Source organism: Pseudomonas sp. KB_12 (genome assembly GCF_052114545.1).
GTDB lineage: Bacteria > Pseudomonadota > Gammaproteobacteria > Pseudomonadales > Pseudomonadaceae > Aquipseudomonas > Aquipseudomonas brassicacearum.
Window position 1 is genome coordinate 22,953 of the sequence record NZ_JBFREY010000042.1, and the last position, 15,663, is coordinate 38,615.

Below are 15,663 nucleotides of genomic sequence, written 5' to 3' on the forward strand. Positions count from 1 at the left end.
CGAAGGCCGCGATCTTTTGCTTTCGCCCGTGCTCGTTCGTCTACTCCCGTTGATCTGCTGCAAGAACACGACTAATGGACCATGGATAATGGCTCTGTAGTGGCGTTTAATGCGGTCATAACAACGAGAGTGTGGGTGACGAACATGGCGACAGACGGAACGCTGACAGGTGCAGTGCCGGCCTCGGTACCTGAGACAAAAAGCACGGCGCGCTGGCTGACGCCGACTTTGCAGAGCCTCGCCCTGGCCTTGCTGTTGTGCGGCATGGCCCTGGGCGGCTGGTCGCTGTACCTGGGCCTGCCGCTGGTCATGCTCATCGTCTGGTTGCCGCGCCTGCGTTCGCGCGTGACGGCGGCGCCCGCACCCGCGACCGACACACTGGCCGAGCTGACCCGCGACCTGTCCTACACCACCAGCCATAACGCGCTGTCAGCGGCCGGTGTCGCCTATTCGGTCAAGCAACTGGCCGGCAAGGTCCAGTCCCAACTCGACGCGGCGGCGCAGATCGTCAGCAATGCCGAATCGATGATCGCCACCGAGCAAGCCACTTCGCAACTCAGCCAGCAAGCCCTGAGCGCCGCCAGCGAAGCCCATCGCAGCAGCCTGGCCGGGCGCAGCGAGCTGGTGGAGTCCATCAGCCGCATGCACCAGCTCAGCCAGCGCGCAAACGACAGCCGTGAGTTGATCGAGGCCTTGAGTGTGCGCAGCGATGAAATCCAGCGGGTCAGCCTGGTGATCCAGTCGATCGCCAGCCAGACCAACCTGCTGGCCCTGAACGCGGCCATCGAGGCGGCGCGGGCCGGTGAGCATGGCCGTGGGTTCGCGGTGGTGGCCGATGAAGTCCGAGGCCTGGCCGGGCGCACGGCTGCGGCGACCGGCGAGGTCGGGGTGATGGTGGCCGACATCCAGCAGCGCACCGCCCAGGTGGTGGAGCAGATCCGTCAACTGGCCGCTGACCTGGACATTGGCGTGCAGCAGGTCGAGCACACCGGCCAGCATCTGGAAAACATCGCTCGGCTCGCCGCCGGCGTCGAAACCCAGGTCAGCGCCATCGCCGAAGGCACCGACACCAATCGCGAACAACTCGACAGCCTGTTCCACGCCATCGAGCAGATGCGCGGTGACCTGTCCATCAGCGACCAGCAGACCCAGCGCCTGGCCGAGGCGGCGGTGCAAATGGAAGGCCAGGCCGAAACCATCAGCGAGCGCCTGGCCGAGGTGGGCCTCGACGATTATCACCAACGGGTCTACGACCTGGCGCGGGAGGGGGCGAGCCAGATCGCTGCACAGTTCCAAGCCGATATCGACCAGGGCCGTGTCAGCCTGGAGGACCTGTTCGACCGTAACTACCAGCCGATCCCCAATACCCAGCCAGCCAAATTCCAGACCCGTTTCGACCGCTACACCGACCAGGTACTGCCGACGATCCAAGAGCCCTTGCTTGCCCGGCATGAGGGCCTGGTGTTTGCGATTGCCTGCACCCAGCAGGGCTACGTGCCGACCCATAACAAGGTCTTCAGCCAGCCGCTGACCGGCGATCCCCAGGTAGACACGCTGAATAACCGCACCAAGCGCAAATTCTCCGACCGCACCGGGATCCGCTGCGGCAGCCACCAGCAGCCCGTGCTGCTCCAGACCTACACCCGCGACACGGGTGAGTTGATGCACGATCTTTCCGTACCGATCATGCTCAAGGGGCGTCACTGGGGTGGCTTGCGCCTGGGCTACAAACCCGAGAAGCCGCGCTAGGCTGTGGGAGCAAAGCTTGCTCGCGATGCAGGCGCCTCGGTTCCCTGGAAAACCGCGTCGTCTTCATCGCGAGCAAGCTTTGCTCCCACAGGTAAATCCCAATAGCCACAAAAGCGGTGGTGCACTCGCCAATGGGACTTGCCGCTACTTGCCGTCGTGCAGACGCACGTTCAGCTGATCCACCAGCACCGCCTCTTCGCCGTCGGCGAGCAGCCATTCCCGGAGCAGGTCTTTTTGCTGGGTCGACCAGAAATCGGCCTCCACCAGCTTGATTTCCGGAGCCAGCGGGTGGGCGATGATGAAGTCGTCAATGGCCTTGCCGTCGGAGGGCAGGCCCAGTTGGTCGAACAGGGTCTTGAGTTCGTGGGAAGGTTGTTCCATGGGAGTCTCCTTTGGGCGGGGCGCCGTCGTGGCGCCTCGGTGCTTCCCTTTATCTGAGGCAAGCGCTCATCAGGAGTTCGATCGGGCTCAGGCTTTCAAGGCCCCTTCATCCACGGCGACCTTCAACGCCTTGGCCGCTTCCCTGGCAGCCTCGGCCGCGATCTCCGCAGTCTTGAACCAGCGATCCTTCTCCACCTGGTGGCAACTGACGGTGGTCAAGGGTGGCTTGGCGCGCATAACGATGACGGCCTGGAACTCGCCTTCGACTTCTCTGGCTTCGCCCCGGATAAAAAATTCGCCGATATCAAATTCCGTCACGTCGCGCCTTCTCCTCGAAGTCATACTATGGGTGCGCGATCCGTCGATGGGCGACGGCTGCGCTGGGCGGGCAGTATGGCAGCAGTTGCCCGTCGACGGCTGAGTTAAGTCATGGACGGGCATAGATGAGTTCAGGCGCTGCGTTCGAGACGCCTGGCCAGGTAGCAGGCTTCGTTATGATCGGTTCGGAATCCTCTTACCCGTCCGGTCGATGTTTCCTCAATGTGAAAAAAACACTTGCCGGCCAAAACGACCCGATAACGCGGTTGTATCAACGAAATAGGCAGGCAATCGACGCCGTCAAAGGTGTCGGCTGTATCAACGATGCTAGGTGGGAAGGGGTGGAGCAGGGTTGTGAAAGTGGCCATGTGAATTCCTTTTCTATGGTTTACCGACGAATTGCCGGGTATTTCGAGTAGTCTCCACGCCTTCGGCTGCTCTAGAATCGGCAGTGTCGTGTGGACGGCTGCGCCTATCTAAAGCAATTTTTTTTGGGCTCGATGTCAGAAAAATGCTTTTTTAAGTGAGAAATTTCCCTAAAGTTAGTAGTCCCATCTTTTCCGATGCTCAGAGTGGCTTTTTCCTTCAGCCTCTGGCGACCCCCCGGGAAAGACGGCGAGAGCGGCAACCTTTAGTCTGCTCTCGGCCCGGGACAGGGCGCGCCGTTCACTTCGAATTTCAGTTACAGGTCCATTACGACACTACAGTCGGCACGGGTTCTCGTGGTCCGTCCTTTCCGGAGGGCGGGCCTTTTTCAAAGATGGGGATGTTTCCTTGGCAGTAAGTAATCTCGACATGCATGCGTTATTCGTACTTGGTGACCTGCGGGCAAAACTGGTCAAACTCTTCCAGTCACGTTTCGTCTACATCACCGAGCAGACCGCCGAAGGTATTTATGTCGCCGAAATCGACACTGAGTCGGCCCTGGTGGTCGATGACAAGCCCAGGCTCGAACTCAAGGTCGGTGATCATTTTCGCGCAGCGGTGCTGCCCAGCCGCGAAGGTGGCAAGTTTGAAATCCGCTTTCGCGAAATCAAGCTGACGGTCTATGGGCTTGGCGATTACGCCTTCGTCACGACCCCCGGTGGTCAGGCAATCCTGTTCAAGGAAGGCCACAGCGTGGTGACCGTGTTTGCGGCCAACGAACAACTGCAAGAAGGCTTGACCAAGACCCTGAAAGCGGTCACCGCCAAGGCCGCCAAGTGGCGCAAGGGCGAACTGGTGACCTTCAAGGCCAGCGAGTGACCGCTTCAGACCGCTGAAAAACGCGTAGGCATCGGGCTTGCGGGGGGGCTGTGCGCCCAAACCGCTGACCGTTTCGCAAGATCTCGCTGGAACCTCGGCTACAGTCAATTGACTGAACTATTCAGGGCTTGCGTTCGGTTACGCAGGGCCGTTCAGCTATTGCTGTATCTGGCATGAGGTGCAAAGCATGAAACGAGTTCGACAGTGGCTGGCTGCCTGGGCCACCTTCGCGGTGTTGGTTTCACCCCTTCCGACGTCGGCCGCCACAGCGCCGATCCACTTTGCCGACTTGAACTGGGAAAGCGGCAGCCTGATCACCGATATCCTGCGGATCATCGTCGAAAAAGGCTATGGGTTGCAGACCGACACATTGCCGGGCACCACCATTACCCTGGAAACCGCCCTGGCCAATAACGACATCCAGGTGATCGGCGAGGAATGGGCCGGCCGCAGTCCGGTGTGGGTCAAGGCCGAGGCCGAAGGCAAGGTGGTCGCCTTGGGTGATACGGTCAAAGGCGCGACGGAAGGTTGGTGGGTGCCCGAGTACGTCATCAAGGGCGACCCGGCCAAGGGCATCAAGCCCCTGGCGCCGGACCTGCGCAGTGTCGAGGACCTGGCGCGCTACAAGCATGTGTTCAAGGATCCGGAGAGCCCTGACAAGGGCCGCTTCCTCAACAGCCCCATTGGCTGGACTTCCGAGGTAGTCAACAAACAGAAGCTCAAGGCGTATGGCCTGTCTGACAGCTACGTGAATTTTCGCAGCGGTTCGGGGGCGGCGCTGGATGCGGAAATCAGTTCGACGATCCGCCGGGGCAAGCCGATCCTGTTTTATTACTGGTCGCCCACGCCGCTGCTCGGGCGCTTCAAGCTGGTGCAGTTGCAGGAGCCGCCGTTCGATGCCGAGGCCTGGAAAACCCTGACCGACGCCGATAACCCCAACCCGAAGCCGACCCGCTCACTGGCCTCGAAACTGTCGATTGGCGTCTCTGCGCCGTTCCAGAAGCAATACCCGGAGATTGCCGAGTTCTTCAGCAAGGTCGATTTGCCCATCGAGCCGTTGAACAAGGCCCTGGCCGACATGAGCGAGAAGCGCACGCCGCCCCGTGAGGCCGCCGAGGCGTTCCTCAAGGCGCATCCACAGGTCTGGCAGGCCTGGCTGCCCAAGGAGGTGGCGGACAAGGTGTCAGCTGGCCTGTAGGGCGCCAACGTGCCAGCAGGTTGAACTCTTGATCCTGGGCAATGAGTCATTCACTGGAACCTGGCAACCTACGCCCGTCCAGCGAAATGCCAAATTCGAGCTAGGATGATTGTTCAACCTTTTTCAGGAGGCTGGCGAATGACGCTTTTATTGGCTCGGTCGCTGGTCGCAGTGTTTGCGACCATCAGCTTGATTCATATGTATTGGGCCCTGGGCGGGCGGTGGGCGACCAAGGCAGTGGTGCCCCAGGTGCCGGTGAAGCAGGGGGAGGCGCTGCGACCGGCGTTCGATCCCTCGGGCTGGCTGACCTTGCTGGTGGCCCTGGCGCTGCTGATGGTGGCGCTGCTGGTGTGCCTGCGGGTCGGCCTGCTGGCGCAGCCGGTCACTCATCGGGCGTTGCAGTGGCTGATCAGTGCGATTGCCTTGCTGATGTTCGCCCGGGCCATTGGCGAGTCGGAGCTGGTGGGTTTCTTCAAGGAGGTCAAGGACTCGACATTCGCCAGGCTCGACACCTGGGTCTATTCGCCGTTGTGCGTGGTGCTTGGGGCCGGGTTGCTGGCGGTGGCGTGGGCCTGAGCCTCTAACGGCGAACGCCGTTGTGGCGAGGGAACTTGCTCCCGCTGAGGTGTAAGAGTTGTGTAGGAGCTGTGTAGGAGCTGTGTAGGAGCTGTCGAGTGCAACGAGGCTGCGATCTTTCCCCCAGACACTTGAGTCTCAAGCGAAAGATCAAAAGATCAAAAGATCAAAAGATCAAAAGATCAAAAGATCAAAAGATCAAAAGATCAAAAGATCAAAAGATCGCAGCCTTCGGCAGCTCCTACACAAGCCCAGCGGGAGCAAGCTCCCTCGCCACACAAGCTGTACCGACTCGAGATATCGGTCAGTCGTTTCGGCGACTGCTCACTTCCGCCGGCACATCATCCCCAGCCATGCGCTTGCGGAACAACGCCGCCCGGGCCAGCAGCAGGGTGGTCACCGGGACGGTGATGGACAACAGGATCGGTATCAGCCAGGCATGCAACACCGGCCCGGACTTGAGCGCCGAAAAATACACGATCGAAGCCAGTGCCACGCACCAGGCGCCCAGTGTGGATGCCAGGGCCGGAGGGTGCATGCGCTGGAAATAATCCTTCAGCCGCACCAGGCCGATCGCTCCGGCCAGGGCAAAGAGGCTGCTGAGCACCAGCAGGATCGCCACCGGGATTTCGACCCACATCGACAGTTCGCCGGTCATTCGATCACCTCGCCACGCAACAGGAACTTGGCCAGGGCAAACGAGCCGACAAAGCCGAACAGGGCGATCAGCAGGGCCGCCTCGAAATAGGTGTCACTGGCGTAACGAATGCCCAGCACCAGCATCATCAGCATTGCCACGATGTACAGATAGTCCAGGGCCAATACCCGGTCCTGCGCCGACGGGCCCTTGAACAGCCGCCACAGGGTCAACACCATCGCCAGGGTGAACAGGAACAGGCTCGACAGGATCGCATTGGACAGCAAGGGGCTCATTGGAAAATCTCCATCAACGGGCGCTCGTAGGTGGCCTTGAAATGCGCGATGAATGACGCCTCGTCCTCCAGGTCGAACACATGCATCAACAGGATGCTGCGGTCCAGGGCCAGTTCCGACCAGACCGTCCCCGGAATCACCGTGGTGATCATCGACAGCGCGGCCAGGCCGTTGGCGTCGTGCAGGTCCAGCGGCACCTTGATGAACCGCGAGCGGGGCGGACGGCGCCCGGCGTTCAGCACACCCCAGGCCACCGCCACGTTGGACACCAGCACATCACGACCCACCAGCAGGAACAAGCGCAACACCACCCACGGCCGGCGGATACGGATGGGCCGTGGGCGCAATGGGCGCATCATCAACGGGGCCAGGAAACCTAGTGCGGCGCCGAGCAGCAGATGGCCGGCGCTGACGGACACGTTCAGCACCAGCCACAGCAACCACAACGCCAGGGACAACCACGGGGCGGGAAACAGGCGTTTCATGGCTGCACCTCCTGCAACGCGGCGCGGGTCTCTGGGGTGGGCACGGCGCGGGTGGCGAGCACCGACATCACATAATGTTCCGGGTTGTTCAGCGCATCGGCAGCGGATTGGGTGTAGCGCAGCAACGGCTCGGCCTTGAAAGTCAGGGCGATGCCCAGGCCCAGCAGCACTATGATCGGCAGGCATTCGAACGGTCGCAGCAGCGGCGATGGGCGTTCCTGGGGCGTCCAGAAACGTTGGATGCCCAGGCGTGAAAAGGCAATCAGCGAGGCCAGCCCCGAGAGGATCAGCAACGCCAACAAGCCCCACGCCTGGTTCGACAGCGGTGCCCCGGCACTGGCGCCGAGCCCCTGGGGATTGAGCAGGGCGCTGAGCAGGCTCAGCTTGCCGATGAACCCCGACAGCGGCGGCATGCCGATAATCAACAGCGCACAGAAGATAAAGCTCAAGCCAAGGAAGGCCATGGTCCAGGGAATCACTTGCCCGACCACGGCTTTCTGCTCGTCGTCGAGGTTGATGCCCTTGGGCGGTTGCAAGGATTCCAGCGGTCGCGGCAAGGTGTCGAAGTCGTCGTCCAGGGCCAGTTCATTGGCCGAGCGCGAACGCTCGATCAGCTCGGCCAGCAAGAACAGCGCGCAGAGCGCCAGTGTCGAACTCACCAGGTAAAACAGCGCCGCGCCCACCAGGTTGGGTTGGGCGAAGCCGATGGCCGACAACAGGATCCCGGCCGAAACCAGGATGCTCAGGCTTGCCATGCGCTCCAGCCGTTGGGCCGCGAGAATGGCAATGGCGGCGCAGACGATGGTCGCCATGCCGCCATAGACCAGCCAGTCGGCGCCGAAATACGCCGAGGCGCCGGCCTGGCCGGAGAACAGCAACGTCCACAGGCGCAGGATCGTGTAGACGCCGACCTTGGTCATGATCGCAAACAGCGCCGCCACCGGTGCGCTGGCGGCACTGTAGGCCGGCACCAGCCAGAAGTTCAGCGGCCACATGCCGGCCTTGGCCAGGAACGCCACCGCAAGGATGCCTGCCCCGGCGTGCAGCAAGCCGCGGTCGGCCTCCGGCACCAGCGGGATTTTCAGGGCCAGGTCGGCCATGTTCAACGTGCCGGTGACGCCATAGATCAGCGCTGCGCCGATCAGGAACAACGACGAGGCCAGCAGATTGATGGAGATGTAATGCAGGCCCGACGACACCCGCGCCCGGCCCGAACCGTGCAGCATCAAGCCGTAGGAGGCCGCCAGCAGCACTTCGAAGAACACGAACAGGTTGAACAGGTCCGCCGTCAGGAAGGCGCCGTAAAGGCCCATCAACTGGATCTGGAACAGCGCATGGAAACTCGCCCCGGCGCGGTCCCAGCGGGCCATGGCGAAGAGCAGGGCGCTGACGCCGATGATGCCGGTCAGTACCAGCATCAGCGCCGACAGGCGATCGACCACCAGCACAATGCCGAACGGCGCCTGCCAGTTGCCCGGCAGGTACACGCCAATGGACGCGGGCAGGGCCTGGTCCTGGGTCCAGTACAGCAACAGCACGGCGATGCCCAGGCCCAGCAGGCTGGAAAGCAGATTGATCCGTGCCTTGAGCGGGCGGTGTTTCTCGCCCAGCATCAGCATCAACGCGGCGGTCAGCAGCGGCAGCAGGATGGGCGCGGCGATCAGATGAGGCGTCAACATCATTCCTTGGGCTCCCGGCCGTCCACGTGGTCGGTGCCGGTCAGGCCCCGGGACGCCAGCAGCACCACCAGGAACAGCGCGGTCATGGCGAAGCTGATCACGATGGCCGTCAGCACCAGTGCCTGGGGCAGCGGGTCGGTGTAGTGCAGCAGGTCCTGGGGCACGCCATCCTTGATGATCGGCTCCTTGCCGATGAACAGGCTGCCCATGCTGAAGATGAACAGGTTGACGCCGTAGGACAGCAGGCACAGGCCCATGACCACCTGGAAGGTCCGTGGCCGCAACACCAGCCAGACACCGGAGGCGGCCAGTACGCCGATTGCGATTGCGATGACTTCTTCCATCAGGCGGTGGCTCCTTTGACGGGGGCGACGGGTTTGGCTTGCAGGCCCGGTTTATGGGCCCGCACCGACTGGTGAGCCAGGGCGGTGAGGATCAGCAGGGTGGAACCGACCACCACGGCGTACACGCCGATGTCGAAAAACAGCGCGCTGGCCACATGGAGATCACCCAGCAGCGGTAATTCGAAATGCCAGGTGTGGGTGGTCAGGAACGGATAACCCACGGCCATCGCCCCCAGGCCCGTGGCGGTGGCAAACAACAGCCCGGTGCCCATCCAGCGCAGCGGCCGCAGGCTCATTTGCGCCTCGACCCACTGGGTGCCGGCCACCATGTATTGCAGGATGAACGCCACCGACATCACCAAACCGGCCACGAAGCCGCCACCGGGTTGATTGTGGCCGCGCATGAACAGGTAGAACGACACCACCAGGGCGATCGGTAGCAGCAGGCGCACCAGCACCGACGGCACCATCATGAAGCCCAATGCAGTGTCGCTGGCATGGCGCGGGTTGACCAGGTCGGTGACCACGTCCGGCGCCAGCAGGCGCTGTTGTGCTGGCAACTGCATGCTTTCCTTCGGTGGGCGGAAACGCCGCAGCAGGGCGAACACCGCCAGGGCCACCGCCACCAGCACGGTGATTTCCCCGAGGGTGTCGAAGCCCCGGAAGTCCACCAGCATCACGTTCACCACATTGCTGCCGCCGCCTTCGGGCAGGGCACGGCTCAAGTAGAACGAAGAAATGTCGTTGGGCGTCTGGCGCGTGAGCATCGCATAGGACAAAAGCGCCATGCCGCCGCCGACGGCGCCGGACAGCAGCAAGTCCCGCAGGCGCCGGATGCGCGCGCGCCGCTCGCTGTTGGGCAGCGGCGAGACGTCCTCGATCCGCCGTGGCAGCCAGCGCAGGCCCAGCAGGATCAGCACGGTGGTAACCACTTCCACCACCAGTTGCGTCAAGGCCAGGTCGGGGGCGGAGAACCAGACGAAGGTCACGCAGGTCATCAGGCCGCAGACGCTGACCATGGTCAGGGCCGCGAGCCGGTGGTACTTGGCCTGCCAGGCCGCGCCCAGGGCACAGGCGATCGCCAGCAGCCACAGGGTGACGAAGACGATGGAACCGGGGATCTTCGGCCGGTCGCCCCAGACCAGCGTGCTGTGCAGCATCGGGATCAGCCCGGCCAATACCGCCGCCAGCACCAGGAAAAAAAGTTGGGCTTGCAGGCGCCGGGTACTGATCTTGCGCTCCAACCGCCGACCCTGGCGCATCATCAGCACCAGGCAGCGCTCGAACAAGCGCTTGCCACTGAGCCGGCCAATGAACGGCGGGTGCTTGATGTGCCCTTGCCGGAGCTGTTTGCGCAGCAACAGGTACAGGACGATGCCGCCGGACATGGCCACCAGGCTCATGATCATCGGTGCGTTCAGGCCGTGCCAGATCGCCAGGCTGTACTGCGGCAGCGTCCCGCCCACCACCGGCAACGCGGCGGCAGCCAGCAACGAGCCGACCACTTGGGCGGGGAAAATCCCCACCACCAGGCAGGTGAACACCAGCAGTTCCACCGGTGCGCGCATCCAGCGCGGTGGTTCGTGAGGGGTATGGGGCAGGTCGGTGGCGCTGGGGCCGAAGAACACATCCACGGTGAACCGCAAGGAGTAGGCGACGCTGAAGGTCCCGGCGATGGTGGCGATGATCGGCAGCGCCAGTTCGACCCAGGCCGTGGCGGAAATGAACACGGTCTCGGCGAAGAACATTTCCTTGGACAGGAAACCATTGAGCAACGGCACCCCAGCCATCGCCGCGCTGGCGACCATGGCCAGGGTCGCGGTGAACGGAATCAGCCGCACCAGGCCGCTGAGCTTGCGAATGTCGCGGGTGCCGCTTTCGTGGTCGATGATCCCGGCGGCCATGAACAGCGACGCCTTGAAGGTGGCGTGGTTGAGGATATGAAACACCGCCGCCACGGCCGCCAGCGGACTGTTCAGGCCCAGCAGCAGGGTGATCAGCCCGAGGTGGCTGATGGTGGAGTAGGCCAGCAGGCCCTTGAGGTCGTTCTGGAACATCGCGCAGTAGGCGCCCAGCAGCAACGTACAGGCCCCCGCGCCGCCGACGATGTAGAACCACTCTTCGCTGCCCGACAGCGACGGCCATAACCGCGCCAACAGGAACACCCCGGCCTTGACCATGGTGGCCGAGTGCAGATACGCCGACACCGGCGTGGGGGCGGCCATGGCATGGGGCAGCCAGAAGTGGAATGGAAACTGGGCGCTTTTGCTCAAGGCGCCGATCAGGATCAGCGGCAACAGAATGGGGTAGAGGGCATGGGCACGGATCAGGTCGCCGGCGGCCAGGACCTTGTCCAGCTCATAGCTGCCCACCACATGGCCGAGCAGCATTACCCCGGCCAACAGGCAAAGCCCGCCGGCCCCAGTCACCATCAACGCCATGTAGGCACCGCGTCGAGCGTCGGCGCGGTGGTGCCAGTAACCGATCAGCAGGAACGAGAACAGGCTGGTCAGTTCCCAGAAAAACACCATCTGGATCAGGTTGCCGGAGATCACCAGCCCGAGCATGGCGCCCATGAACGCCAGGAAAAATGCGAAGAAACGCGGCACCGGATCGTCCGGCGACATGTAGTAGCGGGCGTACAGCGACACCAGCGTGCCGATGCCCAGCACCAGCAACGAAAACAGCCAGGCGAAGCCGTCCAGGCGTAATACGAAATCCAGGCCCAGGCTGGGCAACCAGGTGTAGTGCTCGCGGATCACGCCGCCGTCGGCGATCTGCGGGTACAGCAAGGCCACCTGAACCGTGCCGGCCAGGGCGACGAGGCCGGCCAGCAGTGATTCGGCGTTACGGGCGTTATGCGGCAGCAGCGCCGCGACACAGCTGCCGATGAAGGGCAAAAGCAATAGAACTATCAGTGACATAGGCTTCTATTCGGCGGGAGGTTGTGAGGGATCATACGTGGCGTATTCCCGATCACCAACCGCGAGGGTGTCGCAGAATCCTACAAGGTAGGGGGAGTTTTCTTACTTTGCGCCCTACACATCACCCGTGGCGAGGGAGCTTGCTCCCGCTGGGCTTGTGTAGGAGCTGCCGAAGGCTGCGATCTGTTGATCTTTGATTTTTCGCTTGAGACTCAAGTGTCTGGGGAAAGATCGCAGCCTCGTTGCACTCGACAGCTCCTACACAGGTTCAATCACCGGCCTCACTGCTCGCGCTCAAGCCCCTCATCCACCTCGACAACCCCTTTGCTCCGAGTCTTCAGCTCACTGACAATCACCGCTGCCACGATCAGTGCCGCGCCGAACAAGGCAATCGCCGGCAGCCGTTCGCCCGCCAGGCGTCCGGCGATGCCGGCCCACACCGGCTCACCGGCATAGATCAGCGTGGCGCGGGTCGGCGAGACGCTTTTCTGTGCCCAGTTCATCGCCACCTGGATCGCTGCGCTGGCGGCGCCCAGGCCCACGGCGCTGACCAGCAGCAACATGGAAAAATCCGGGATCTTTTCCTGGGTCGGCACCACCATCAGGAAGGCCAGCACCGCGGTGCTGGCCAGTTGCACCACGGTCACCCGGCGCACATCGACCTGGCCGGCATAGGCGCTGATCAGGATGATCTCGGCGGCGATTGCGATGGCGCTGATCAACGTGGCGATTTCACCGGGGCTGAAGTTCAGCGAGGCCCCGGCCGGGCCCGACACCAGCATCAGCCCGGTGAACGCCAGCATGATGCCGAGGCTGGGCATCAAACCAGGCCGACGGCCCAGCACCAACCATTGCAGCAAGGGCACGAATGGCACGTAAAGCGCGGTAATGAACGCCGACTGGCTACTGGGGATGGTTTGCAGGCCGACGGTCTGCAGGCCGTAGCCGAGCATGATCGCCACACCGATGAAGCACCCGGCCTTGAGTTCGAAGAGGGTCAGGTCCCGCAGATGCCGCCAGGAGAACAGCGCGACAAACCCGGCCGCGGCGGCAAAGCGCAGACCGACGAAAAACATCGGCCCACTGACCGTCATGGCGTGTTGCACCAGCAGGAAAGTTCCACCCCAGATCATGGTAATCAGCACCAGCACGCATTCGGCCTTGCTGAACCTTGAGAAACGGGAGGAAGCTTGCGGGGAGTTCACCGATGCCATGACCTTGCGCGCCACTTGAGGCGGACGCACAATGCGCCCGAAGTTGGGCAGTATAATGCGCAACCCTGCCATGTGAGCAATATAGTGCACAAAGAATCCGGCCAGCGGGCCTCCGTCCTGCAACACGTCAGCCAGAATGTCCGTCGTCTGCGGCATGCCGCCGAGCTCAGCCAGACGGCGTTGGCCGAGTTGTCGGGGGTCAGCCGGCGGATGCTGGTGGCCATCGAGGCGGGCGAAAAGAACGTCAGCTTGACGACCCTGGACCGGGTCGCCGAAGCCCTCGACGTGGCCTTCAGCGACTTGATCCAGGCCCCCGACGCCCGCGATTCGAGTCGCATCAACGAGCTGGCCTGGGCCGGCACCATCGCTGGCAGCAAAGCCGTGTTGCTCGCCAAGGCCACCGCCAGCCGCGAGGTGGAACTCTGGGAGTGGCGCCTGGAGCCCGGCGAGTATTACCCTTCAGAGCCCGATGCCGAGGGGTGGAGCGAGCAGCTCTATGTCTTCGAAGGCTGCCTGACCCTGCTGTTGGGCAACGAGGAGTGCCGCATAGGCGCCGGTGAGTTTTTCATGTTCGCCAGCAACCAGCCCCATGCCTATCGCAACGATGGCCCGGTGGCGGCGAGATTCGTACGCAACGTGGTGATTTGATTCCTGGAGAGCGGTATGGGCACAGCGCTGGAGCGACATGAGCAGGGCATCACCCGGGAGGCCGATATCCTGATCATCGGTGGCGGCCTGAGCGGTGCCATGCTGGCCGCGCAGTTGCTGCGCCTGCCGGGCCGGCGCGAGGTGCTGATTGTCGAGCCGCGCAGTGAACTGGGCCGGGGCGAGGCCTACAGTGCCGTGGAGCTGGGCCACACGTTGAACGGCAATGCGGCGCGGATGAGCGTCGACCCGGACAACGCTGATGACCTGACCCAATGGCTCACCGCGTTCATCGAAGCTGGCGGCTGGCCCGAGTCGGATCAGCAGCACGTGCCGATCAGCGAGTTGTTCCCGCCCCGGGGAATGTTTGGCCTCTATGTGCAACAACGGCTGGCCGAGGCTCGCGAGATAGGCGCGCAAAACGGTTCGACCGCCGAGCACGTGCGCGGGGAGGCCGTCGACCTGCGGGTTGCCGACGATGCCGTAATGCTGAAGCTGGATGACGGCCAGGTCTTGCGCGGCCGTTTCGCGGTACTGGCCACCGGCATGTTCCCGGCGGCGCGAACCCCGCAAACCGAATCCAGCGGCTTGAATGCCGCGGCCCTGGACCCCTGGGATGTGGCTGCGATGCGCCAGCTTGATCCGCAGTCCACGGTGCTGATCATCGGCTCGGGACTGACCATGGTCGATGCCGTCGTGTCCCTGGAGCAGGCCGGGCACCGTGGCCCGATCGAAGTGTTTTCCCGCCATGGTTTGTTGCCCCATGTGCGCCGCCAGCCACCCGCCTGGGTGGATTTCCTCGCCGACGATCACAGCCTGCGGTCGCCACGCCAGTTGATGCGAGCCCTGCGCGAGCAATGCCGTCAGGCCCAGGCCCAGGGTGTCGATTGGCAGGCTCCGTTGGACACGGTGCGCGCGCACATCGGGCGGTTGTGGAACCAGGCCAGCGATGTGCAACGCCGGCAGTTCGTCCGCCATGTACGGCCATGGTGGGAGAGCCATCACCATCGTTCGCCACCGCTGAGCGCGGAGCTGGTGGCGCGTTTGCATGGGGAAGGGCGGTTGCGGATTCAGGCGGCATCGTTCAAGGGGCTGGCGTCCTCTGCCGAGGGCACGCTGGGTATTACCATCCGCCGCCGGGGCGAGACCGGGCTGACGGTGGTGCAGGGCGCGGCGCTGATCAACTCCAGCGGTATCGAATATGACTGGCGCCGGGTTGCGCGACCGTTGCCGCAACAGCTGTTGGCCCGGAGGCTGATCCAGCCCGGGCCGCTGGCCCTGGGCATCGCCGCGCGTGTCGATGGCGCGGTGCTGGACGCCCGAGGCGAGCCCGCCAGCCGGCTGTTCGCCATGGGCCCGCCGTTGCGGGGGATGTGGTGGGAAAGCACGGCGGTGACTGATGTGGCGAGTCAGGCCAAGGCGTTGGCGGGGCGGTTGGTTGGGCTGCAAGCCTTACTCTAGGTTGAACACAGTCTCTCTGTGGCGAGGGAGCTTGCTCCCGCTGGGCTACGAAGTAGCCCCAAAACCATTCCCCCCGGTGTGTCGGATTGATTGCATTCAGCCTCTCTGGGGTTGCTGCGCAACCCAGCGGGAGCAAGCTCCTATCAAACAAAACGCAAGCACTTGATTTTCTATAACAAGTTCCGGGTCAAGGCTGCACGGTAGCGAGAAGATTCAATTTCCACGGAAAATGTGGTTGTCCAGAATCTATGACCAACTATCAGACCGCCTTCGCGAGCAAGCTCGCTCCCACAATTGGACCGGAGTACGACCGGAAGAGCCAGGTCGGCTATAAGGCCGCCTCGCGACGGACGTTGATCTCGGCGCCCCGTTAACCACGATGGCCGAACGCAGGCATTGCGTAGTGGGCAACCCGGCATGGATGCCGGGTTAGCCGCGCTGGGCCATGGATGGCCCTTCGCGGCGGCCCACGGAGCAATGCCGGAGTGAGGGCACACCGAGCCTAGGCGAG

16 protein-coding genes are annotated in these 15,663 nt (G+C 63.1%); 6 read left to right on the forward strand and 10 right to left on the reverse strand.

The window, feature by feature from the left end:
• Positions 1–525: 525 nt before the first annotated feature.
• The gene (locus AB4Z20_RS24960; RefSeq protein WP_442090817.1) at positions 526–1,749 is read left to right on the forward strand and encodes a methyl-accepting chemotaxis protein; all 1,224 of its coding nucleotides are present in this window, start codon (positions 526–528) and stop codon (positions 1,747–1,749) included.
• Between the two features lie 144 nt (positions 1,750–1,893).
• Here the strand turns inward: AB4Z20_RS24960 and AB4Z20_RS24965 are convergent, their stop codons facing one another.
• The 3 genes from AB4Z20_RS24965 to AB4Z20_RS24975 all read right to left on the reverse strand — a co-directional run bounded on the left by AB4Z20_RS24965 (position 1,894) and on the right by AB4Z20_RS24975 (position 2,816).
• Positions 1,894–2,130, reverse strand: coding sequence for a DUF2789 domain-containing protein (locus tag AB4Z20_RS24965; RefSeq protein WP_258688488.1), 237 nt, complete (start codon positions 2,128–2,130; stop codon positions 1,894–1,896).
• An 87-nt stretch (positions 2,131–2,217) separates the two neighbouring features.
• Entirely contained in the window at positions 2,218–2,448 is a 231-nt protein-coding gene (locus tag AB4Z20_RS24970) for a hypothetical protein (protein WP_024619514.1), read from the reverse strand.
• A gap of 131 nt (positions 2,449–2,579) precedes the next feature.
• Positions 2,580–2,816: a hypothetical protein gene (locus tag AB4Z20_RS24975; RefSeq protein WP_253475734.1), complete on the reverse strand. Its 237-nt coding sequence runs from the start codon at positions 2,814–2,816 to the stop codon at positions 2,580–2,582.
• Positions 2,817–3,243: 427 nt separating this feature from the next.
• On the opposite strand from AB4Z20_RS24975, the gene AB4Z20_RS24980 reads away from it, so the two are divergent.
• The 3 genes from AB4Z20_RS24980 (at position 3,244) to AB4Z20_RS24990 (ending at position 5,467) form a co-directional block, all read left to right on the forward strand.
• Complete coding sequence (locus AB4Z20_RS24980; RefSeq protein WP_003202850.1) at positions 3,244–3,693, forward strand: hypothetical protein; 450 nt, start codon at positions 3,244–3,246, stop codon at positions 3,691–3,693.
• Between the two features lie 187 nt (positions 3,694–3,880).
• Positions 3,881–4,891: an ABC transporter substrate-binding protein gene (locus AB4Z20_RS24985; protein ID WP_442090809.1), complete on the forward strand. Its 1,011-nt coding sequence runs from the start codon at positions 3,881–3,883 to the stop codon at positions 4,889–4,891.
• 138 nt (positions 4,892–5,029) lie between these two features.
• Positions 5,030–5,467 carry a DUF3995 domain-containing protein gene (locus AB4Z20_RS24990; RefSeq protein WP_253475729.1) on the forward strand — a complete coding sequence of 146 codons (438 nt, stop codon included), beginning with the start codon at positions 5,030–5,032 and terminating at the stop codon, positions 5,465–5,467.
• Between the two features lie 304 nt (positions 5,468–5,771).
• Here the strand turns inward: AB4Z20_RS24990 and AB4Z20_RS24995 are convergent, their stop codons facing one another.
• The 7 genes from AB4Z20_RS24995 to AB4Z20_RS25025 form a co-directional block, all read right to left on the reverse strand.
• Positions 5,772–6,125: a Na+/H+ antiporter subunit G gene (locus AB4Z20_RS24995; protein ID WP_214512672.1), complete on the reverse strand. Its 354-nt coding sequence runs from the start codon at positions 6,123–6,125 to the stop codon at positions 5,772–5,774.
• Positions 6,122–6,400, reverse strand: coding sequence for a K+/H+ antiporter subunit F (locus tag AB4Z20_RS25000; protein WP_253475726.1), 279 nt, complete (start codon positions 6,398–6,400; stop codon positions 6,122–6,124). The genes AB4Z20_RS24995 and AB4Z20_RS25000 overlap by 4 nt, the downstream gene beginning before the upstream one ends.
• On the reverse strand, positions 6,397–6,885 hold the full coding sequence (locus AB4Z20_RS25005) for a Na+/H+ antiporter subunit E (protein ID WP_063320694.1): 489 nt from the start codon (positions 6,883–6,885) through the stop codon (positions 6,397–6,399). The genes AB4Z20_RS25000 and AB4Z20_RS25005 overlap by 4 nt, the downstream gene beginning before the upstream one ends.
• Positions 6,882–8,567: a monovalent cation/H+ antiporter subunit D gene (locus tag AB4Z20_RS25010; protein ID WP_258688476.1), complete on the reverse strand. Its 1,686-nt coding sequence runs from the start codon at positions 8,565–8,567 to the stop codon at positions 6,882–6,884. Before AB4Z20_RS25010 ends, AB4Z20_RS25005 begins: the two co-directional genes overlap by 4 nt.
• Entirely contained in the window at positions 8,564–8,908 is a 345-nt protein-coding gene (locus AB4Z20_RS25015) for a Na+/H+ antiporter subunit C (protein ID WP_003202835.1), read from the reverse strand. Before AB4Z20_RS25015 ends, AB4Z20_RS25010 begins: the two co-directional genes overlap by 4 nt.
• Positions 8,908–11,832 (reverse strand): monovalent cation/H+ antiporter subunit A, encoded by a 2,925-nt coding sequence (locus AB4Z20_RS25020; RefSeq protein WP_253475717.1) that lies wholly within the window; start codon positions 11,830–11,832, stop codon positions 8,908–8,910. Before AB4Z20_RS25020 ends, AB4Z20_RS25015 begins: the two co-directional genes overlap by 1 nt.
• A 281-nt stretch (positions 11,833–12,113) precedes the next feature.
• On the reverse strand, positions 12,114–13,136 hold the full coding sequence (locus AB4Z20_RS25025) for a DMT family transporter (protein WP_320388821.1): 1,023 nt from the start codon (positions 13,134–13,136) through the stop codon (positions 12,114–12,116).
• On the opposite strand from AB4Z20_RS25025, the gene AB4Z20_RS25030 reads away from it, so the two are divergent.
• Both AB4Z20_RS25030 and AB4Z20_RS25035 read left to right on the forward strand, forming a co-directional pair.
• A complete protein-coding gene (locus AB4Z20_RS25030; protein WP_442090813.1) occupies positions 13,131–13,694 on the forward strand; it encodes a helix-turn-helix domain-containing protein in 564 nt (187 codons plus the stop codon). The two genes, AB4Z20_RS25025 and AB4Z20_RS25030, sit on opposite strands and share 6 nt — an antisense overlap.
• A 15-nt stretch (positions 13,695–13,709) precedes the next feature.
• On the forward strand, positions 13,710–15,152 hold the full coding sequence (locus tag AB4Z20_RS25035) for an FAD/NAD(P)-binding protein (RefSeq protein WP_442090815.1): 1,443 nt from the start codon (positions 13,710–13,712) through the stop codon (positions 15,150–15,152).
• Positions 15,153–15,663 lie beyond the last annotated feature (511 nt).